The organism is Vibrio sp. GJ43-1 (genome assembly GCF_055808835.1).
The window spans coordinates 1918725-1941978 of the sequence record NZ_CM147884.1 but is presented as its reverse complement, the minus strand read 5'-3'; the positions used below and the strand labels follow the sequence as shown (position 1 = coordinate 1941978).

At 43.0% G+C, this 23254-nt stretch carries 9 protein-coding genes and 6 pseudogenes; 6 read left to right on the top strand and 9 right to left on the bottom strand.

Features of this window, described 5'->3' with window-relative positions; translation table 11 throughout:
* Positions 1 to 205: 205 nt before the first annotated feature.
* From AC0L66_RS09375 to AC0L66_RS09345, 7 genes and pseudogenes are all read right to left on the bottom strand, one after another.
* Entirely contained in the window at positions 206 to 5047 is a 4842-nt protein-coding gene (locus tag AC0L66_RS09375; protein ID WP_473567042.1) for an NAD-glutamate dehydrogenase, read from the bottom strand.
* A 155-nt stretch (positions 5048 to 5202) separates the two neighbouring features.
* A complete protein-coding gene (locus AC0L66_RS09370) occupies positions 5203 to 5421 on the bottom strand; it encodes a DUF2835 domain-containing protein (protein WP_265672870.1) in 219 nt (72 codons plus the stop codon).
* 309 nt (positions 5422 to 5730) lie between these two features.
* Positions 5731 to 8343 (bottom strand): annotated as a pseudogene (gene pepN / locus AC0L66_RS09365) (aminopeptidase N).
* Between the two features lie 142 nt (positions 8344 to 8485).
* The gene (locus tag AC0L66_RS09360; protein WP_265672872.1) at positions 8486 to 9148 is read right to left on the bottom strand and encodes a hypothetical protein; all 663 of its coding nucleotides are present in this window, start codon (positions 9146 to 9148) and stop codon (positions 8486 to 8488) included.
* Positions 9149 to 9313: 165 nt separating this feature from the next.
* Positions 9314 to 11310: pseudogene (prc, locus tag AC0L66_RS09355) on the bottom strand (carboxy terminal-processing peptidase).
* A 17-nt stretch (positions 11311 to 11327) separates the two neighbouring features.
* Positions 11328 to 11960, bottom strand: coding sequence for an RNA chaperone ProQ (gene proQ / locus AC0L66_RS09350; RefSeq protein WP_250619024.1), 633 nt, complete (start codon positions 11958 to 11960; stop codon positions 11328 to 11330).
* A 98-nt stretch (positions 11961 to 12058) separates the two neighbouring features.
* Positions 12059 to 12532 carry a GAF domain-containing protein gene (locus AC0L66_RS09345; RefSeq protein ID WP_265672874.1) on the bottom strand — a complete coding sequence of 158 codons (474 nt, stop codon included), beginning with the start codon at positions 12530 to 12532 and terminating at the stop codon, positions 12059 to 12061.
* Positions 12533 to 12615: 83 nt separating this feature from the next.
* Between AC0L66_RS09345 and AC0L66_RS09340 the strand changes: the two are divergent.
* From AC0L66_RS09340 to AC0L66_RS09320, 5 genes and pseudogenes are all read left to right on the top strand, one after another.
* Positions 12616 to 14412: pseudogene (locus AC0L66_RS09340) on the top strand (ABC transporter ATP-binding protein).
* A gap of 44 nt (positions 14413 to 14456) precedes the next feature.
* Positions 14457 to 15748: pseudogene (locus AC0L66_RS09335) on the top strand (PqiA/YebS family transporter subunit).
* Positions 15741 to 18378, top strand: a pseudogene (locus AC0L66_RS09330) (PqiB family protein). Before AC0L66_RS09335 ends, AC0L66_RS09330 begins: the two co-directional pseudogenes overlap by 8 nt.
* 124 nt (positions 18379 to 18502) lie before the next feature.
* Positions 18503 to 19570: a 16S rRNA (cytosine(1407)-C(5))-methyltransferase RsmF gene (gene rsmF, locus AC0L66_RS09325; protein ID WP_473567039.1), complete on the top strand. Its 1068-nt coding sequence runs from the start codon at positions 18503 to 18505 to the stop codon at positions 19568 to 19570.
* A pseudogene (locus tag AC0L66_RS09320) lies at positions 19570 to 19920 on the top strand (methyltransferase RsmF C-terminal domain-like protein); the annotation flags it as partial. The gene rsmF and the pseudogene AC0L66_RS09320, both read left to right, overlap by 1 nt.
* Positions 19921 to 20339: 419 nt before the next feature.
* Here AC0L66_RS09320 and AC0L66_RS09315 read toward each other — a convergent pair.
* Positions 20340 to 21185 (bottom strand): CvfB family protein, encoded by an 846-nt coding sequence (locus AC0L66_RS09315; protein WP_265672879.1) that lies wholly within the window; start codon positions 21183 to 21185, stop codon positions 20340 to 20342.
* A 111-nt stretch (positions 21186 to 21296) separates the two neighbouring features.
* On the opposite strand from AC0L66_RS09315, the gene AC0L66_RS09310 reads away from it, so the two are divergent.
* The gene (locus AC0L66_RS09310) at positions 21297 to 22646 is read left to right on the top strand and encodes a hypothetical protein (protein WP_265672880.1); all 1350 of its coding nucleotides are present in this window, start codon (positions 21297 to 21299) and stop codon (positions 22644 to 22646) included.
* 30 nt (positions 22647 to 22676) lie between these two features.
* On the opposite strand, the gene AC0L66_RS09305 is transcribed toward AC0L66_RS09310, so the two are convergent.
* Positions 22677 to 23168, bottom strand: a complete 492-nt coding sequence (locus AC0L66_RS09305) for a PaaI family thioesterase (RefSeq protein WP_265672881.1) — start codon at positions 23166 to 23168, stop codon at positions 22677 to 22679.
* Positions 23169 to 23254: the final 86 nt, after the last annotated feature.

The following is a 23254-nucleotide window of genomic DNA, read 5'->3' as shown; positions in this document are numbered from 1 at the left end:
CCGATAGATAACCCGTGTAAACGGGGAGGTATTATTGACGCAAACGTTTGAACTTGCAATTGAGAAATCGCTTTTATTTACCAAAAGCAAGTGTATAGCGGAATAAGTAAGCAATTATTAGGTGACCACGTCACGAAATGAACGTCGGCATAAAAAAAGCGCCCTATTTGGGCGCTTAAACACAAAGTAGCACGTCTATTTGTATCTAGAGGCTTGTGGCACAATTAAGGTTAAGCAAACTCAACTCTCGTAACGCAACAGAGAACTTGGCAAACTCATGAACGCTACCCACTTTAAACTCATTAAGAATATTGTCCCAACGTTGCAAGCTAACCTCGTTTGTCTCCATCCAGTTATCAAGTGACAGGATCACGTCTTGACCCTCCCCACCACAGCCACATCTCAAAACTTGCGCCGTCAATTGACGCTGTTGCCAATCTAGGTCTTCTCTAAATGCGGCTCTTGCGAGCGCTTGCCAGTTATTGTCTACCGCCTGACCATTAATTTGGTTAAGGAACCAATGCAACGATAAACGGTCTCCGAGGTGGAAATACAACTTCGAGGCTTGTTCGACATCATAGTTGGCTTCTGCCGCTATCTCTGAGATATCCACCGCAGATAATAGACTCGATAACCTTGAGACATAGTTCGCGAGATCTTTATCAACTCCGCTTTCTATCCAACCTTGAGCCTGAACATTGTGCTCTGCAACTTCTTCATCGACGAGACATGATTCAAGTTTCTGTTCAATCTTAATGACGTTATCTCGATAACGTGCGACTAATTGCTCAACCGACTGTTTTCCAGGGCGATTACGTAAAATCCATCTCGCCAAGCGACGTAACGTACGCCTCACGATAAAGAGCAATTCGTATTGCGCCTCAGAAGTCGCAACATTATCCAGTTTACGTATTTGCTCAAACGTAAACGCAAAACCATAAATTTCTCTTGATGCGGCGTACGCATTCGCAATATCAACAACGGTCGCTCCCGTTTCTTCTTGCAAACGAGTCACAAAATTGCAGCCCATTTCATTCACCATTTGGTTGGCTAGACCAGTAGCGATAATCTCTGCTTTGAGCGGATGATTCGGCATACTATCGATGTAGTTACGGCGTAACAGTGATGGGAAATACTGAGTAAGCTGTTGATTATGATAAGGATCACTCGCAATTTCATCCACCACCAGCTGCTCTTTCAATACCATCTTGCCGTACGCAACTAATACTGAAAGTTCAGGGCGAGTCATACCGATACCCTGCTTTTCTCTTTCCAGTAAATCGTCATCAGCAGGAATATATTCAAGCCCTCGATCTAGATAACCTACTTTCTCCAATGTATGAATAAAGCGAATCTGCTCTTTCATCAATGGAACACCTTGGTATTCTGTCACGGAGATAGATTCCGCTTGGCAATAAGCATCATCGAGAACAATCTCACCTACTTCGTCTTCCATCGCTTCAAGTGTTTCATTACGCTGTTTGATCGTTAGATCGCCACTTGACACTAAGCTATTCAGGAAGATTTTAATGTTCACTTCATTATCTGAACAATCTACTCCACCGACATTATCTACAAAATCGGTATTAACACGGCCACCAGCTAATGCGTACTCCACACGACCTAGTTGTGTCATACCAAGGTTTCCGCCTTCGCCAACCACTTTTGCTCGTAAATCACTGCCATTAATACGTAATACGTCATTAGCACGGTCGCCAACATCGGTATGCGTTTCTGAAGATGACTTGACGTACGTGCCGATACCACCATTCCACAAAAGATCCACTTGCATAGACAGCAGCATCTTAATGAGATCATTTGGTGTCACAGAGCTCTTCTTGGTGCCAATCATCTTTTGGATTTCTGGCGTCAACGTGATCGATTTTGCTTTTCTAGGGAATATCCCACCACCCGCCGAGATCAATTTAGGATCGTAATCTTCCCAACTTGAACGAGGCAGATCAAACAGGCGCTTGCGCTCGATCCAACTTGCTGCAGAATCTGGATTCGGATCAATGAAGATATGCATATGGTTAAACGCAGCTTGCATACGAATATGTTTCGATAACAGCATACCGTTACCAAATACATCTCCAGCCATGTCACCTACACCGATAGCAGTGAAGTCTTCGCTTTGACAATCGATGCCCATTTCACGGAAATGACGCTTAACCGATTCCCAGCCACCTTTTGCCGTAATACCCATCGCTTTGTGGTCGTAGCCATTTGAGCCACCCGACGCAAACGCATCGCCTAACCAGAAGTTATATTCGGCAGAGACAGAATTCGCTAAATCAGAGAATGTCGCCGTGCCTTTATCCGCGGCAACAACCAAGTATGGATCATCTTCATCGTGACGTACCACACTCTTAGGCGGAGCCACCTCGCCTTCAATGATGTTATCGGAAACATCAAGCAACGCGCGAATAAACTGCTTATAACAGCGTTGCCCTTCAGCAAAGATTTCATCACGAGATGTGAGTTGATGTTGACGCTTGCAAACAAAACCGCCTTTAGCGCCCACTGGAACAATCACCGTATTTTTAACTTGTTGCGCTTTAACCAAGCCCAAGATCTCGGTTCTAAAATCTTCCTGCCTGTCTGACCAGCGTAAACCACCACGGGCAACTTTACCGCCACGTAGGTGCACGCCTTCAATATCAGAGGCATAAACGAATATTTCAAATGCGGGCACTGGTGCCGGAATATCTGGAATCTTTGAAGGCTGTAGTTTTAGAGACAACCAAGGTTTATGAAGACCTTGCTCATCTTTTTGATAATAGTTGGTTCTTAATGTCGCAGAAATCATCTCTACATAACGACGAATGATACGGTCATCATCCAGGCTTTCAACCTTATCCAATTGCACGTCGATTTTAGCGATGATTCGCTGTTGACCTTTCTTACTGCCTTTCAACGACGGCATAAATCGTTGAGAGAAAAGCTCGACTAAGTCCCTTGCAATTTCTGGGTAGTGATTCAGCGTATCTTCAATGTAGTGTTGGCTAAACGGAAAACCTACCTGTCTCATATAACGCGCATAGGCACGCAGAATCGAAACTTCTCGACCTGTTAGTCCAGAACCCAAGACTAAACGGTTAAAGCCATCACTTTCTAAGTCACCCGCCCAAATAGAAGCGAATGCTTGCTGGAAACGGTCACGAGCTTCGCGAAGATCGACTACTGTCTCACTCTTATGAAGCATGGCAAAGTCAAGAATCCAATAGCTGCCGCCATCGCTCTTAATCACCTCATAAGGTGATTCACCAATAACACGAAGCCCAAGATTCTCTAGCATAGGCATAACATCGGAAAGATGAATCGGCTCATCACGATGATAAAGCTTCAATTTAACTTCTTTAGAATCCGCCGCCGCTTCTTGTGGGCGATAGAACAACATCCCTAACTTATTACTCTCACTTAACGCTTCTAGACGCTCTATATCTGCAACAGCAGACGTTGGCATCATGTCTTCCTTATACGAGCGAGGGAATGCACGTGAATAGACTTTCGATAGCGGTAGTCCCTTACTTTCACCAAAGTTAGCGACAATCGCTTCTGATAAACGATCATCCCAAGAGGCAGATACTTCCATTAAGTTTTGTTCGATCGCTTTTACATCGACATCCATGTTGTTGTTATCAACCCTTACTATATAGTGCGTTCGAGCTAACGGACTTTCAGAAAAATAGGTGGTGAATTCGACTTCTTGCTCGCAGCCAAAGTAGCTTTTTAAGATCCGTTGCGTATCCTTGCGAAGTTGAGTGTTATAGCGATCTTTACTCACATACACCATGCAACTAAAGAAGCGACCAAATGGATCTCTACGCACAAACAAACGGATCAAATCACGATCTTGCATTTGTACAACACCCATCCCTGTTTCAAGCAATTCTTCTTCTTTCGCCTGAAGCAATTCGTCTCGCGGGTAGTTTTCAAGAATATTTCTTAATGCCTTATAAGAGTACGATCCATTACGATAGCCACTTAAAGCCAGAATACGTTCCATCTTCTCACGGATAAGTGGAATCGTTGACACGCTTTGGTTATAGACTGCTGAGGTATATAGGCCAGTGAAGCGATGCTCACCAATGACTTTGCCATGTTTATCGAACTTTTTAATACCTATGTAATCGGTATACGCTGGACGGTGTATGCGGCTTGCTTTGTTTCCTTTAGTGAGAATCAACAAGAAAGGCTTTTTCGCTTCTAACCTGGCTGAATCTGAGAAGTCAGAAATTTTAACCGCACGAACACGTTGTTCACTTGAAAACAGTCCTAAACCTTTTTCTTCGGTCGGTTTAAGTATCGAATCACCGTCTAGCTGAACTAAATCAAACTCTTTATAGCCCATAAAGGTGAAATTGTGATCACCAAGCCACTGCAGAAACGCCATAGTTTCATCAAAACGATCATCTTCTGTAGGCAACATCGCTTTATTTTTAAGAAGATCTTTAGTGATCGCCTTAAGCTTCTTCGACATTGGCTCCCAGCCGTTAACCACTAAACTCGTATCTTCGAATATAGTGACTAACTCTTCTTTTAATGCTGTCATTTCTTGCTTATCGCTTAAGCGATCAACTTCAATGTGGAAAATAGACTGTAGATGCCCTTTCTTCTCATTAACTGAAGTGATTTGGCCTTTCTCATCTCGTTCAAACTGAGTAGGACCATGCAACGTAATATGACAAGTTAAATCTAGTCGATTTAATGCCATCTTGACGGAGTCAACAAGAAATGGTGAATCTGGCACCGCAATCTCTACAATAGTGTGTGTCGACTGCCAACCATGCTTACTCACCGCAGGATTAAAGACTCTGACTGAGATTTCGTCGTGTTTCTTTTCGTTAAGATGGTGCCATAGGCTGATAACGGCACCATACAAATCAGATTCATTTCGTTGTAGCAAGTCGTCTGGGGACACATTGCTAAAGATATGTTTGGCGAGTTTGGTTACTAATGGCTGAGCCGAGCCCTCAAGCTTCGACTCAATCAATTTGTAAACTTTCTCCAGAAGAACCGGGACAACGGGTTCGCGCGTGGTCATAGTAACGCTCCACTTTCTATTTTTATTGGGGGATAAGGCTGCTTTTATTGTAAAAGCTTTATTGATAAAGAGTTAATGAAATTTGGAATAAGTTGGAGAGAAAAGTTTGATAGTGTGACTAATGTACTTATTTATCTTGCTAGCAAAGCGACAAATTACAGTGAATCTAACCGTAGAAATTTATTGTTGTGGTCAGTTGTCAATCTGAAGCGACCTTTTATACCTATTTGTGTTAAATATGGCCGGAAACGAGCCGCGGGTAATTGTAGCTTTAGTCCACTTTCTGTAACGACCAAAATGTTCGCAGCATGCCCAGTGTAATGCTCTATAAATGCCTGATAACGAATATTCACGGAAAAATGATAATGAGTCATGTGAAAACTTGCCCTACCAAAAACACTGTATATAAACACAGTCATTGTTAATTCGTCGATTTGTCGCGATTAAAAGTGAATGACTACCCTTCACTACTCTCTACTACGTAAACCGTATAAACATGCACCAACATTAGACAAATACACGCTGTTATCTGATAAAAACCATCACTACTGTTTAAATATACAGTAGTGATGGTTTACCTAATTTTTGCGTATCCGCTGTGGTCAAGTGGCTATAATTCAAGGTCTTAAATTTCAATGATTTAGATATTTAAGACCTATTTATTAAGATTTAAGTATTACAACCTAAGCGTCTAACGCCTTCGTCACTTTCTCATACAGATCATTGGCGAGATTATCCATCGCTTTCAATTTTTCTAACTCAACAATGATCAGCGCTTGGCGCTTGGCATCGTATTTCTTGAATTTGAGTAGAGGATCGATCAATCGTGATGCAACTTGCGGGTTCGATTCATTAAGACTTCGCAGAATTTCACCAGCAAACTGGTAACCACTGCCCGACTTATCATGAAAACGGCGCGGATTCATATTAAGAAATGAACCTATCAAGCTTCTCACTCGGTTTGGGTTACTCAAGCTAAACGCTGTATGTGACATACACGCTTTAACATTTTCAAGTGCATTGTCACTTGGATTTGATCCCTGTAACGCAAACCATTTATCCATAACCAAGCCATCGTGGCTCCAATCATCACTATAGCGATCCATAAGGTTTTGTCGAATAGGCAAAGAACTACTGTTAGCAGCAACCATCGCGGCAATCGTATCCGTCATATTATTTGCAACATCAAACTGATTAGACACTAGAGATGCATATTCTTCCATTGTCGCCAAGTATTGTAAGCAAAGGTTCCGTAGCGCTCGTTTCGCTATCGCACTATGGTTAACGCTATAATCTTGCTGACCCAGAGAATGGTACGTCGCTGATAACTCATCTTTTAGTTCAGTGGCAATAATGTGTTTTACGCCTTTAAGCACATCACAAACCGCATCAACTGAGACAATATCATACCAACCTGCAACCTCATTAAAGCTTGGCAAAGAAAGCACTTCAGCAATAAACGCAGGATCAAGCTGATCGTTTAAGATCACCCCTCTAAACGCATCAATAACAAGCTCGGGCAATGTAATCGCTTGTTGGTTTAATACTGCTTCAACGTTTGATTTAACATACTTTGCCAGCAACATTTGCCCAGCATCCCATTTGGCAAATTCATTTCGAGCATGAATCATTAAAAATGCGAGCTGTTCATCTGAGTAGTCAAACTCCAGTTTTACTGGTGCTGAAAACTCTCTCAGCATTGATGGCGTTGGTTCGGTATCAACATTTTCAAAGACGAATGTTTGCTCTTGTTGAGTGAAACTTAAGACATTCCCGACCGCACCACCGTTACACTGTAACTCTAAAATATTTCCTTCACTATCATACAGTTCTACGTCAAATGGAATGTGTAGTGCTTGTTTTTCCTGTTGATCTTGTGTCGGTTTAGTTCGTTGAGTAAGCGTTAACGCGTACGTTTTCGTGTTTTCGTCATAGTTCGCTTTCACACTGACCGTTGGCGTTCCTGATTGACTATACCAACGACGGAATTGCGTAAGATCAATTCCAGATGCATCTTCCATGGCACAGACAAAATCTTCACACGTAGCAGCAGTTCCATCATGGCGATCAAAGTAAAGCTTCATTCCCGCTTGGAATTTGCCCTCACCTAGCAAAGTATGCATCATTCGGATCACTTCACTACCCTTCTCATATACCGTTAAAGTATAAAAGTTATTCATCTCAATAACTTTTTCTGGGCGAATAGGATGAGACATTGGGCTTGCGTCTTCCGCAAACTGAGGGCCACGAATGATTCGAACATTGTTAATGCGGTTGACGGCACGAGAGCCAAGGTCTGAAGAAAACTCCTGGTCACGAAATACCGTTAGCCCTTCTTTTAAACTGAGTTGGAACCAGTCTCGACAAGTGACTCGGTTACTGGGATCCAGTTATGAAAATACTCATGACCGATAACCGCCTCAATCCCTAAATAGTCAGTGTCTGTCGCCGTCTTTTCATTGGCTAGAACGAACTTGGAGTTGAAAACATTTAAGCCTTTATTCTCCATCGCCCCCATATTGAAAAAGTCGACGGCAACAATCATATAAATATCGAGATCGTATTCTAATCCAAAACGTTCTTCATCCCACTTCATCGAATTAATCAATGACACCATGGCATGATTTGCTCGGTCTAGATTGCCCTTATCAACGAAAATTTCTAATGCCACTCTACGACCAGATCGTGTTGTATACTGGTCACGCAGCACATCAAAGTCGCCTGCGACTAAAGCAAATAGGTAACATGGTTTAGGATGGGGATCTTGCCAAATGACATAATGTCTTTGCGTATCCACCTCACCTTCTTCAACTTTGTTACCATTACTAAGTAGGTGTGGGAACGCCACTTTATCGGCAATGACTTTCGTCGTGTAGGTAGCGAGTACGTCAGGTCGGTCTAGAAAAATAAGTAATGCGTCTAAAACCTTCGGCTTCACATTGTGTACAGTACGCACCGTCAGATAAGTACAAGCCTTCAAGTGCGCTATTGGTAATTGGCGAAATCTTGTTTTCAATTTTGAGCTCAAACTCAGCAGGTAAGTTTGATAACTCAAGACCTGATTTTAACTGCTTATAATCAGACCACACTTGACCGTCGATATGCACGGCAACCAGTTCAATACCTTCACCATCTAAAAGTAAAGTCGTTGAGTCGGTATTTTGCTTAACAGTAGAGATGGCCGTCACGTGAGTTTCACGTTCATGAAGATCGAAAGTTAAGTTTACATCTGAGATAAAATGAGAAGGCGATTGATAATCGCTACGGTATTTGGCTTTAGGTGCTGACTCAGTCATCCTTTAGTCCTTATTTGTTATAATTAGCATTGTCGCTGTAAATACCAAACAATTATAACCCCATGTATCAACCGATTGCAGATCCTCTAACGCAAAAAACGCCAATTAATATTGGCGTTTTTTTTGTGAGCATAAGTTAGCATTACCTGATCCGGTTAAGTACCGCAAACATATCCCCATCTTCGACTTCTAGCGTCAATTCATCTTGATTCAAAGTGTAAGTGGCATCGTGCTCACCATCTGGATAAAGCAGAACAATGTGATCGTCTTCTGTGTAATACACCCCACTATGAATCGCTTCATTTCCTTCGTTTGAACTTACGCGAAATGTAAAAACGAAATCGGGTTGCAACACTAAATCCATTCTGGCGATGTCATTGGCATGCTTGTCATCACCTGTCACTGTAGTCGATGACCAAATTCCCGCAAGCGCATTGGGAAGCGCTTTAGTAAACACCACTCCATTTAGATTTAACATATGGTGATTACCGCTGTAATTATAGACCTGCGGTTCGTCACTGTTGAGTCCCAAAATTATGGTATCTTCATTAGCGGTAAACAAACCTTCCCAATGTTCAATACTGTAGTCTTGTTTTTGAATATCGATATTGAACGAGTAGTTCGAGTCGAGGGAAAGTTTAATCGCCAAAAACGCATCAGGCGATTCTTCGGGAGTCGGGTTTATCAAATACCAGTCACCCAGTAAAAAAGGCTGATCAAACTGGGTCAAATCATTATTGTCTTTACGTGTATCAGATAATACGCCAAACGATACCACACATAAAATCACGGTAATCCATCTCATATGCTTCCCCTTTGCTGTTTACTTAAGCTTAGGCGCTCACTACGAGAATGCTAAATTTTTTGATCTAAATCACAAATTTCCCCTTTATTAGTATCAGCTTTGAGAACACAAATTTTAGACAAAAAAAAGCGAGCTCACGCTCGCTTTTAAAATTCAACTTTGTTTCTACTGCTTAATCATATCGACCATAATGGCAACAGATTCGTCGAGATACGCATCAGGCACTTCGTAATCTTTTGGTACGTCATCTAGCGTAGCAAAAAGATCTTCTCCCGCCGCTTTTTGACGAGCATTGATACGGTCAAGTCGTCGCACGTCATGATTATCACTTTCAGCTTGCCTTGTTGCTTCATTTAACGACAATGTTTTGTCGTCTTTTTCAGCGTTGTACTTAGCAATGTCTTCAGCGATAAATCCAAACTCCATGTCAGAGCCAATTCGTGCTTCATGCTTCGGTTAATGCTGCAATCATCTCATCGTTACGCTGTAACACTTGATATTTTGCAGGGTCAATGCTATCCCAAGGTAGGGCGTTGTCTTCTACGCTCTCCCCGGTTTCCGCAGGATCGATTGGTGTTGGGAACGCAATGTCAGGTACTACCCCTTTATTTTGCGTACTACCGCCATTAATTCGATAAAACTTCTGAATCGTGTATTGCACGTAACCCAGTTCTTTATCAAATAAGTCATAGATGTGATTTAGTGAACGGTGCTGTTGTACCGTGCCCTTACCAAATGAATTCTCACCTAAAACTATGGCACGACCATAATCTTGCAATGCAGCAGCAAAGATCTCAGATGCCGAGGCGCTATATCGATTTACCAGTATGGTTAACGGACCTTCGTAACTCACTTTTCCGTCGGTATCGTTATTAACGTTAACACGACCATAGCTGTCACGAACTTGTACCGCTGGACCACTGTCAATAAACAATCCGGTCATTGCGGTTGCTTCTGTTAACGCACCACCACCGTTATTACGCAAATCGACAATAATACCGTCAACGCCTTTCTCTTTAAGTTCGGTAATAAGTTTGTCGGTATCTTTAGAAAGTCCTACGTAATAGCTAGGAACTTCGAGAACACCAATTTTCTTACCATCCTTCTCAAAGATTTCCAGACTTAACGGCCCGGTCCTCTAACCTAATTTTATCTCTTGTAATTTCAACCACTTGCGCTTTGGCATCTTTACTATCAGATAAAATTTGCAACTTAACTTTGGTCCCTTTTGGTCCTTTTATAAGTTGTACGACGTCATCGAGTCGCCATCCAATTACATCAACGATTTCTTTGCCGTCTTGACCAACACCAATGATTTTATCGCCTTCGCCTAATTGCTTACTTTTTGACGCAGGGCCACCCGCAACTAGAGAACGAATAATGGTGTAATCATCGGTCATTTGAAGTACCGCACCAATCCCTTCAAGAGATAAATTCATCTCTGACTGGAATTGCTCAGCAGAACGTGGCGACAAATAACTGGTATGCGGATCAACTTCACGCGCAAACGCGTTCATGTAAATCTGAAAAGCATCTTCGTTATGAGATTGAGTGATTCGCTTGATCGCGTTGTTGTAACGCTTGCCTAACGTTTCCTTTATCTCGTCCCAGTCTTTACCTGCAAGTTTCAGGTTCAGCGCGTCATATTTAACGCGTTTACGCCACAACTCATTAAGTTCAGCTTCGTCTTTAGCCCAATTGGCTTCCGAACGATCAAGCTCTATACCTTCATCGACATCAAACTTCATCTCAGAATCGAGTAACGATAATGCGTATACAAAACGATCATATCGCTTTTGCATTGAGAGGTTATAGACATCAAACGCAACCTGGTTATTACCCGCTTTCAATTGATCATCGAGCACTGTCGACCAAGCGTTAAAGCCATCAATATCCGACTGAGTAAAAATATTACGGTTGTAGTCGAGCATTTCCAAATAACGATTGAACATCGCTTTGGAAAACTCATCATCTAGAGTGAAATGCTTATAGTGAGATCGTGTAAAACGAGACGTTACTCGTTTACTCGCGGTTTCATGTTGTGCTTCTGGAGCTAATGTCGGAATATCAGTTTTCTGATATTTAGCTTCTAAAGCGTGAGCTGAAGATGCTGCTAGCCAAAGGCTAGCAGCAATCAAAGATACTTTTGAACGGCACTTCATGCGTAGGAGTTTCTCCTTTAAGCGCGCAAATGCTCCGCTTTAACAACCATTTGTAGGCCATTGACTAGCTGAACACGCACATCTTCCTTATTGATTTCAACAATGGTCGCAGCCATGTTTCCTTTACCCATGTTTACGTTAACGTCTTTGCCTACGATCAATTCATCGTTGTTCAAAGCACGCGTTTCAACAGGCTTGCTTACTTTTGCGTTTTTGCTTGCACTACTTTGTGGTTTACGAGCTTGCGGCTTTTTAGCTTTAGGCTGTTTCGCTTTCGCTTCTTCACGCGCTTTTTGAGCTTGCTCTTTGCGGCGATTCGCTACTTTTGCTTTGCTTTCAGCTAGTGTCGCTTGAGCATGCTCTACATGTTCAGCTTCAAGTTCTCCGCAAGCATTACCATCTAAATCTACTCGTACTGCGCCCGGTTTAACACCGTGCAGGTAACGCCAAGAAGAAGTGTATTGTCTTAACGCTGCACGTAGCTGAGTTTTACTTACTTTCTCATCATCTTTCAAGCGTTCAGCAAGATCTTGAAATATACCAATTTTAAGCGGTTTCGCTTCACCTTCTACAGTAAAGCATTTAGGGAAACATTCAGCAACATACGCGATAATTTCTTTGCTGTTCTTCAACTTCTCAGTGTTTTCCATGTGGGTTCCTGGTTAATGCGGTTTTCCGCGAAGCATTAAGAAAAATATTCTTGGTATTATAGTGACCTGCTATAGAAAAACCACCAGCAAATGTGATTTTAGACCACGTTTGCATGGGAATTGAGCACCTTTTCTACAGATCTCATGAAGTTTGTCAGTCCAATTTCGTCAATTTCGGAAAATCGATTAATACTTGGGCTATCTATGTCCAATACCCCGACCACTTCGCCATTCACAGAAAACGGAATCACAATCTCAGAATTACTCGCAGCATCGCAAGCAATGTGCCCTTCAAATTCGTGAACGTCTGAAATTCTCTGAACCGTATTCGAAGCAATCGCTGTACCGCACACACCTCTGCCTATCGGAATTCGAACACAAGCAGGTTTGCCCTGAAAAGGACCTAATACTAATTCACCCTCTTTCATAAGGTAAAAGCCGACCCAGTTAAGATCGTCTAACTCCATATTAAGAAGTGCACTAATATTAGAAAGGTTAGCGATAAAATCCGTTTCTGATTCAGTCAGTGCAACTGCTTGTTTAGCTAGGCGATCGTAATTGTCTAAATTCATGATATTTCCATTAATATAGTGCTTTGATTTTGTTCTAATCCACGTACAATGCCACAATCTAAATAGGACTCATTATCATAAATATGACCAGTACGAATGACACTATTAGCCGCTCTTGGTTGATAACACAAGTAAAAACTCACAAGTCTCGACTTATTGGCGCAAATTTAATCGCCATTATTGCCACATTAATTAGCGTCCCTATTCCACTATTGATGCCGCTTATGGTAGATGAGGTATTGTTGAATCAACCGGGGTTGGGGCTGAGTTACATGAATGCACTTCTCCCTCAGTCTTTCGAAACACCAATTGGTTACATCGGTCTTACGCTCATTCTTGTTGTTCTAATGCGTGCGATCAGCCAAGCATTCAATATTTTGCAAAGTCGTCAGTTCACGCTGGTGTCGAAAACCATCACTTATCAAATCCGTTGCAAAATGATTGATAAACTAGGTCGAATTAGTATCCGTCAGTACGAAACACGCGGCAGTGGTGGCATTAATGCGCATTTAATTACTGACATTGAAACCATTGACCAGTTTATCGGTTCAACGCTTAGTAAATTCATCGTCAGCTTTCTTACCGTCTTTGGCACCGCGATTGTCCTACTATGGCTTGACTGGAGACTTGGGCTCTTCATTTTATTGGTCAACCCAGTCGTTATCTATTTCTCTCGTAAATTAGGCGGCATGGTTAAGCACCTTAAGAAGAAAGAAAACCAAGCCTTTGAAGGTTTTCAAAATCGCTTGGTTGAAACACTTGATGGTATCTATCAGCTAAGGGCGGCGAATCGCGAGCGAGAGTTTTTACAACAACTAAAAATTCAAGCCGACCAAATCCGTGTCAATGCCGATAAATACGCTTGGCAATCAGAAGCGGCCAGCCGTGTCTCGTTTCTTCTCTTTCTCATCGGATTTGAATTGTTTCGCGCGGTTGCTATGGTAATGGTCTTATTTAGTGACTTAACCATTGGGCAGATTTTTGCGGTATTTGGCTACCTATGGTTCATGCTAGGCCCTGTGCAAGAACTGTTAGGCATTCAATTTTCGTGGTACAGCGCCAAGGCTGCCTTGGTAAGAATTAACTCATTGTTGGGTCTGGAAGAAGAAGCAAAGACCGTCAGTAAGATTAATCCATTCCAGGATGGAAAACAGGTGGATGTCTCGATCCAAAACGTGAGTTTTTGTTATGACGATGACAAAGACGTGCTTCGTAATTTAACCCTCAACATACCCGCAGGAAAGAAAGTGGCACTGGTTGGAGCGAGTGGTGGTGGCAAGTCCACACTCATACAGTTACTGATTGGCGTTTATACACAACAACGAGGCATCATCAATTATAATGGTTCTGATAGCCGTGACATTGGTTTTGACATAATTCGAGATAAAATTGCTGTTGTTTTACAGCAACCTATACTATTCAATGACAGCATAAGGCATAATCTGACGCTCGGACGTCACTATGATGACCGTGAAATATGGAATGCTTTAGACGTTGCCCAACTTCAAGATGTCACGAGCAAATTAGTCGATGGCCTTGATACCGAAATCGGTCGAAATGGGATTCGTCTTTCCGGAGGACAGCGGCAACGGCTCGCGATTGCTAGAATGATATTAAGCAATCCACAGTTTGTCATCCTAGATGAAGCAACATCGGCACTCGACACCTCGACAGAGGCAGCTTTGCACATTGCTTTAAGTGCTTTTTGGAAAACCGGACAACCCTAATCGTTGCGCATAGGTTGTCTGCGGTCAAACAGGCGGATTTAATTTATGTGTTGGAAGATGGACAAGTTACCCAAACCGAGTACTCACATCGAACTGGTTGAACAACAGGGGCTTTATCAAACCCTGTATGGTTCGGTGCAATCCGCAAGTTAATCGTGACGAAATGAACGCGTCGTACACGTATTTTGGAGTTTACGATGCGCGTTGTTTCTAATTCACAAGTTCCACAAACAAATGACCTGCCCCAGAACCAAAATGTGCGGCTATGCCAGTGCTGTGAGTTGCTTGAGTAGCCGTGGTAGGATTGGATAAAGGGTATAGTGCCGACTGCCCTCGTTGTGGGACTCAGCTCTATCGCAGTGAGCATCACTCGATCAATGGTAATTTGGCAATCGCCATTACTTGCCTCTTGCTTTTTATTCCTTCTCACTATTTTGATTTCATCACCATCAGGTTGGTGGGCGTGATGATTCAAGGCACACTATTTGAAGGCGTGTTAGCGTTAAGTCAAGAAGGCTACCCGGGTCTCGCGTTGCTGACTCTTTTTTGTCACACCATAGCGCATGGCTCGCTATGTGCACTGCGGTACTTACCACCCACCTCGCACTTCGGTACCACTGGTTTAAAACACTCAAGTGGTCTTTAAGCATACTGACACACAGTAAGCATTGGATGATGTTAGATGTCTTTCTTATTAGTATTGCAATCTCATGTTTCAAACTGCAAGACTATTCCGACATCTACATTGGCCATGCGCTCTATAGCTTAGTGCTGCTGCAAGGGCTGAGCGTGTTACTCGTGTGCCGCATCAGTGTTAGGCGCTACTGGGAGGCATGGAAACCGGAAAATGCTTATCGTTCTTCAGTGAAAGAGATTCATTGCCACAGTTGCCACCTTTCTCAGAAAGAGGCAGACCGTTGCGTACGTTGTGAGGCGAAGCTTCATCATAGAAAACCCTATTCATTGCAGAAAACTTGGGCTTACCTCATTGCCGCATCGGTGGCGATTCTGCTAAGCAAACTTAATTCCGATATCAATCCTCATCACCAATGGTCAACGATTAGAAGACACCATCTTCTCCGGCGTAGCCTCGTTAATCAATAATGACATGATCGGTATTGCCATCATTATTTTTGTTGCCAGTATCGTGGTTCCTGTCGCGAAGATATTAGGGCTGGGGTATCTGCTTTTTTGTATACAGTTTGATAAAGTGAACAATCACCGTTTTGAGATGACCATCTTTCGGATCATAAAATGGATCGGTAAATGGTCAATGACCGATCTCTTTGTGATATCCATTATGTTGACCTTGGTAGACCGAGGGCAAATTCTTAATTTTACACCGGGCTTCGGCGCGGTAGCGTTTGGTATTGTTGTTATATTCACCATGTTTGCAGCCGAGAGCCTCGACCCTCGGTTACTGTGGGATAAAAAGACAGCATCCTCTTCTGTATTAGACACTAAGACGAGTATTAGCGGTAATGAGTAACGAGACTAAGCAACCTATGTCGTTCAACCCTGAAGTGAAGAAAGATCGTCGGATTTCACCGCTTTGGATTCTGCCAATTTTGACACTCATACTGGCTGGCTGGTTATTGGCAAAAGCCGTGCATGATGCAGGTCAGCGTGTTCAAATTTATTTCTCCGACGCCCAAGGTCTTATCGCAGGACGCACGACCATCAGGTATCAAGGTTTAGAAGTTGGGATGATTCGTGACATCAACCTGTCTAAAGACCTGAGTAATATCTATGTTGATGCGGACATCTATCCTGAGGCGACCAAGTTACTCGGCGAAGACACTAAGTTTTGGTTAGTGAAACCCTCAGCCTCGTTATCAGGGATTTCTGGTCTAGATGCGCTCGTGTCGGGTAACTATGTTTCCATTTATCCGGCAACAGAGACCAGCAATAGCAAAACAAAGTTCCAAGCATTGGATACTGCACCGTATCTGAGCTGGCAGCCAATGACGGCCTAACCGTCACACTCAAAGCTCGTGATCTCGGTGGCATATCCGTCGGTTCAAAAATCGTCTATAAGAAGATACCTATAGGTGAAGTGTATAGCTTTAAGCTAAATGAAGACGCAGAAAGCGTACTCATTAAAGCCTCGATTGAACAACAATTTAGTCATATTATTACTGACAAGAGCCGATTCTGGAACGTCAGTGGCATCGGTGCCAATGTAGGGTTTCAAGGCGTCGATATTCGTTTAGAAAGCTTAAGCGCAATACTGGCAGGCGCCATTGCCGTTGACTCACCAGATAGTGGTGCTCCTGTCGAGAAAGGCACTTCCTTTAAGCTCTACCGCGATTTAAAAACGGCTGGTCGTGGTATCCCTATATCCATAACACTGCCAGACAATAGCAATTTGAAAGCCAACGGTTCTCCTATCGTTTACCGAGGATTAGAAATTGGGCAAATAAACAATCTCGCACTCAATGATGACCGGGATTCCATCATCGCTTCTGCGTCTATTGAACCCGCCTTTAGTGATATGTTAAACGAAGGCACGCTATTCTTGCTTGAAGAAGCGAAAGTGTCTTTGTCTGGTGTTGAGAATCTATCGAATTTAATCACGGGTAATTTTTTAACATTAGTCCCGGGGACTGGTGGCAAAGCCCGTCAATTCGATGCGATTAAACAAGACGAATTTGATCGAGTAAAAGCCAAATCCATTTCTATTCGCTTGCTGTCTGAGAACTCTTTCGGTTTAGAGCCAGGGAGTAGCGTATTATATCGCGGCATTCCGGTGGGCTCCCTCACGTCTGTTGAGCTCGTTGATGATAACGTAGCGATGGACATTGCCATTGATATTGAGTACCGAAACCTAATTAGAACCCAAAATCGATTCTATGTGACAGGGAGTGCCACTGCAGAGCTAACTAAAGCAGGGCTTAATGTAACCGTTCCACCCGCTAAGCAATTGCTTATCGGTTCGATTAGCTTTGTGAGTGAGGGAAAAACCACCGAGCGTGTTGAGTTCCCGCTATTCCAAACTAAATCACTGGCGGAACTCGCCAAGCACAACCAGTCAGGGTCCATGAAGCTTGTTCTGTTTGCTAACGAGTTACCTCCGATTCAAGAAGGCAGCCCCATTCTTTATCGCAACATGCAGGTCGGCAGTGTAACGGATTTTTCATTAGTCGATGGCGGCGTCTACATCAATACCTCCATTGACAATCGCTACAAACATTTAATTATGCCACAAACTGTTTTTTGGAATCGCTCTGGAGTGGAAGTTGAAGCGTCGTTATCTGGTGTTAGCGTGAAAGCCGCACCACTAAAAACACTGATAGACGGTGGTATTGCTTTTGACTCCATGCCAGGAATAGAAAATAAAACGGGTAAAAAATGGAAGTTGTATCAAGACTTTAACGACGCAAGAAAGTTTGGTGCTTCGGTTCAATTAGTCACCACAACGACAGACCAACAAGTAACAAAAGGCATGCCCATCAAGTATCAAGGTGTAAAAGTGGGGGAAGTCATGTTAACACTCCCCGACTTTACCCATGAACGAGTTGAGATTACGGCTCGAATTCTGCCCGAATACGTAGAGCAAATCGCCAATTCAGACGCCTATTTTTGGCTTGTTAAACCTGAATTTGGTTTGAGTGGTGTGAAAAATTTGAATGCACTCGTTTCGCAATATATCGCCGTCGAACCTGGTAATGGGAAAACGCAAAAGCAATTTAAGCTATTTGATTTCCCTAAAGTAGAGAATGGCATTGAGTTTACGCTGCAAAGTGAAAACCGAGGTTCCGTCAAAGAAGGTACCCCAATTTTATATCGTGATATCGAAATTGGGCGCGTCACTGACGTCGAACTCGGTCCATTTGCTGATAGAGTGATATCAACCTTTCAAATTAAGCCAGAGTTCGCCTACTTAGTTCGTGCCAACAGCGTGTTTTGGAATGTATCTGGGGTCGATGTACAAATCGGTCTTTCTGGTGCCAGTATTAAAGCGGTACGATGGATAGTCTAATTCGCGGTGGTGTGACATTTTCAACGCCAGAAGGTACTGAACTTCAGCCCAGAGCAAGTGAGGGTCAAAGCTTTTACCTAAATCAATCCGGCGATCCTAAGTGGAAGGAATGGCGAACTGCAATCCCTGCCCCTTAAATAACATTCAAAGCCCAACGCTGTTAAATTACACAGATAAGCCCGCTAACGCGGGCTTTCATTTTCTGTTGAGCAGAGTTCAGGTTATAATTCAAAAAATACTTTCCAACTAGCAGGCTCTATTTTGCACTCTAACGTCTATATCCCTGACGACTTTCTCACACACATCGCATCTCAACTGCCAGAGCATCTAAACATGGATGACTTTGTGGCCGCATGCCAAAGACCGTTACGAAAGAGTATTCGTGTCAATACCCTCAAGCTGACCGTCGATGACTTCTTAGCGAGAGCGCAGGAAAATAACTGGTCGCTTTCCGCCATCCCTTGGTGTGATGAAGGTTTTTGGATTGATGCTGATGAAAGCCAAGTACCGCTAGGGAATACCGCAGAACACATGGCAGGCTTGTTTTATATTCAAGAAGCGAGCTCTATGCTGCCTCCAAGCGCCCTCTTCAATAATAAAACCAACTTTGATGCAGTACTCGACATGGCGGCGGCACCCGGGTCAAAGACAACGCAAATTGCCGCACTCATGGATAATAACGGCATTTTAGTGGCGAACGAGTTTGCCTCTAGTCGAGTCAAAGTGCTACACGCCAATATTGAACGCTGTGGCGTTAGAAATGTTGCGTTAAGTAATTATGATGCTCGAGTGTTTGGTGGTTGGCTCCCAGAGCGTTTCGATGCCATTTTGTTGGACGCGCCATGTTCCGGCGAAGGCACGATTCGCAAAGATGCCGATGCGATGAAAAACTGGAGCCTAGAGTCCACCAATGACATCGCAGAAACACAAAAAGATCTCATCGAAAGTGCATTTCACGCGTTAAAAGTGGGCGGTACACTGGTCTACTCTACCTGCGCTTTGAGCTGCGAAGAAAACCAACAAGTCATGCAACACCTTCGAGATACGTTTGATCACGCGGTTGAGTTTGAGTCACTTGAGCACTTATTTCCAGATGCTAAACTTGCGACAACGACGGAAGGCTTCTTACATGTCTACCCTCAATTATTTGATAGTGAAGGTTTTTTTATCGCCAAAGTCAAAAAACTAGCATCTACAACGCCGCCTGTAGTGAAGAAACGACTGGGTAAATTTCCATTCCAGAAGCTATCGACTAAAGAAACTCAAGACGCTACGTTGTCACTTAAGTCCGCATTCTCCATCGACTTCCCGGGACAGAGTCAACTCTGAAACGTGATAACGACATATGGCTATTTCCGACCGCGCTCGAGCCATTACTTGGGGAATTTCGCTTTTCTCGCATGGGTATTAAAGTGGCGGAACAGCACAAAAAAGGGTATCGCTGGCAACATCAAGTTGCGACATCACTCGCGAATAGCCAAGCCGATACGGTTGCGGTGAGTCAATCTGATGCCAGAGAATGGTATATGGGCAGAGATATTCGCCCTGAAGGGTTATCTGGAACTGGCGAGGTCTTTGTTAGCTATAACGATATCGTCATTGGATTGGGGAAATGGGTAGGGAATCGGATTAAAAATGGCTTACCTCGAGAGTTAGTAAGAGATAAAAATCTGTTCTAAGCCAGAGGCATAGCGGTTTTATGCTGTTAAAGCCGCTGTGCATATCGCTTTTTTACCGTTTTGTACTACACTTTAGGGGTTATCAACATAGACCTAAGCAATGATATTTTGGCAACGGTATGCTAGCTTTCCGTAACAACATCGTTACCATACTCACCGCTTGCTTAGGACACTTGGCATCCGTAAAGCGAACAACGTTCAAACTATACATTACGTTATAGGCTGAAAAGGTAAAGTAGCGCGTTACTCATGGTATGTAACACGTACTGACTAACCAACTACCAGTAACTAGCAACGAGAAGAACTAACAACGAGTTAATTAGTTCGACTGAAACAGTTAGCGTAGGCTCTCCATGAGCCATTCCCCTAGGCCCAAATCAGGATCAGTTTTGGGCCTCTTTTTTGTCTCCGAGAATGACTTATGCGTCTTCGCTTACCAAGCGAATGCCATCTTTATCAATCGTGATTTTACCTTGTTTGAATAAACCACCAATGGTTTTTTTGAACGTACCTTTACTGGTTTTAAACGCCGTAAAGATCGCTTCTGGCGTCGATTTATCACTTAAAGGTAAGAATCCGCCCTTCTTCTCAAGCAAACTCAGAATGCTTTCGCTTAAATCGTCCATCTTAGCCGTACCAATCTTCTGCAATCTAAGATCGATTTTTCCATCTTCACGAACTTGTTTAACAAAGCCTTTAAGACGTTTACCGACAAATAGCTTACCAAATACATCCGATTGGAAGATCATTCCCCAATGCTCACCGTTAACAATGGCTTTATAGCCAAGTTCACTGCGCTCGGCGATGATTAAATCGACTTGCTGGTTCGTAGTGTAAACTGCAGGTACGTTATCTAACCATTTGTTAAATTTAGTCGTACCAACAATACGACCAGACGCTTTGTCGGTATAAACATAAACCAAAATATTTTGACCAACGACTAAGCGCCCACGCTGTTCACTGAATGGAATCAGAAGATCTTTTTCTTTGATGCCCCAACTTGCGAACGCACCAATGCTGTTAACGCCTTCGATTGTCATCATTCCCCACTCACCAACTTGTGCTACTGGCTTACTCGTGGTTGCTGCGATCTGGTTATCTGAATCAAAATAGAGAAAAACATCAATGCTATCGCCAACTTTAACTCCTTCAGGAGCGTATTTTTTGGTTAGCAAAATTGATCCATAATCTTTGCCGTCTAAAAACCACCCGAAGTCTGCTTCTTTCATCACTTCAAGCTGGTTCATTTGACCTACATTTATCATTATTTTATCTCTATTGGGATTATTCGGGCGATTATACCTGACTCGCTTTAAGATGCTAGTTTCTGCGTGTTCTGATATGCTTAACCGTATCAATACAAACGGAGAAGTTGTTTGATTTCTGTCGATAAACAAGATGCCATCACGCTAAAAATCGCTCATGCGATGGCGAATACTAAAACCCTAGACTTAGATGTTTTTCTATTTATTCCTGGAGAGCTCGATTTAGAGTCTCACCAAGTTTCCGAGTCAGACTTTTATCACAACTCGTTCACGCAAAAGCGCACATATTTCAGTACAGAAACCTTGCTACCGCTTATTCACTCTCGACTCGCTAAGCGTGGCCGTTTATCCAACACTCAATACCGAGTGAGTTTGAGCCTGTTCGCCTATCAGTATGTGTTCGCGTTAGATAATGCGGTATCTACACTTATCAACTCTTCAAAAGAAGAAGTCACCGCAGACGAAATTGATGAAGTCATCGAATTAGCCATCGATATTTTACGAAAAATGCGTCGGGCAGTCCCTTATGAAGAGAGTCTTAAGCGCTATTATGCCAATATCGACAACTATCTTTCTTGGTATACTGGTCAAAAATTTTTGTCGCTTGTTGTTGCCTTACCCAACAGTAAGTCTTATACACCACTCAAAGAGCGCCTCATCACCATTGTTGAGAAAGAACAAGCACACCGAAACCTCAATAATTATAACTCCGAGCAAGTTCGTAAAGACTCGACTCGCCTAAGTAATAAAATGCGACTACTACGGCGTTTGATCGAACACCCTATCGTATTGCAAGAAAAGCTGACCTCAATGGGTAACAACACTAAGCGTTTCATCAAGGGCTCAGCAACAGGGCTCGTGATGCTATTCGTCACCACTGCTGTTATTTTGGCAAGGGATTACCTTGGTGAAATTACCGCCTCCTTTATCTTAGTCCTATCGGTCATCTACGCACTTCGTGAAGTGTTTAAGGACGATTTAAGAGACATTTTGTGGCGTTGGATCCAGCGAGGTAAGCCAAAGTGGCGTAGACGCTATATAGACCCGACAACCAAAAAAGAAGTGGGCCGAAAAATTGAATGGTTGGATTTTGTGTCGTTTGACCGATTGCCTGATCGCATCAAAACAATACGAAAAAAACGAGTGGTCCAGAGAGAGGAAAAGATTCTTCACTATCGTACTCATACCACCATGGCAACGTCGAAGTTTACTAGTGGTTATGATCAAACCCGTGAAGTGATTAACATTAATTTTCGGACGCTAACTCGCCTTATGGACAAAAGTAATAACCGTTTCTTCCGCTTACAAGAAGGCCAAGTGGTCAAAGAGTCGTTAGAAAAGCGCCATCTCCTTAATTTAATCATTAAGGAGAATAATTACGATACGGAACCCCTGTATTATCGGTGGAAGATTATTCTCAATCGTTCAAAGATTGTCGATATCGAACAGATACCACTTTAGCCACGAGGCAACTAGCGTTCATCTACCCTTTTAATGGACGGTTTTCTTAACGATTTTTTTCAACGATAACACCAGTGAGAATTCAGCCATAGGTTCATCACCGTGTAGTGATGGACAAATGGCGGTAATTTTTACTGGCTGATTCACCCGCTCCCCAGTTGCTAATGTCTCGTCTAGCATGCTATCAATCAACACCCCATCATCACAAATGAAATGAACGTCTGCTTCTGGGCGTTTAAAAAACTTACCTTCCACCTCTTTAAAGGCAAGAGACACCCTTTCACCTCTCTGCTGTGCTTTGTTCATTGCCATGTACCCACCAGCAACATCTGCGCCAACGGCGAGCACGCCAAAGTACATGCTATTCAAGTGATTTTTTGTCCGTCGCTTTAAAGGAATTTTAATCTCTACCTTACTTTGGTCTAAATGAATAATTTTAGGGCGGCATAACCAAATAAAAGGCACTTTTAATAAACCGAAAGTAGTGAGATATAAGTTAGCTTTACGAAGCGGTGATAACATGTCCTAGTCCTTTACGAGAAAGCTCATCCGACCAGTAAACTAAAAACCACCAAAGATGTCAAAGAAATGTTAAGGAAATGAAGGGG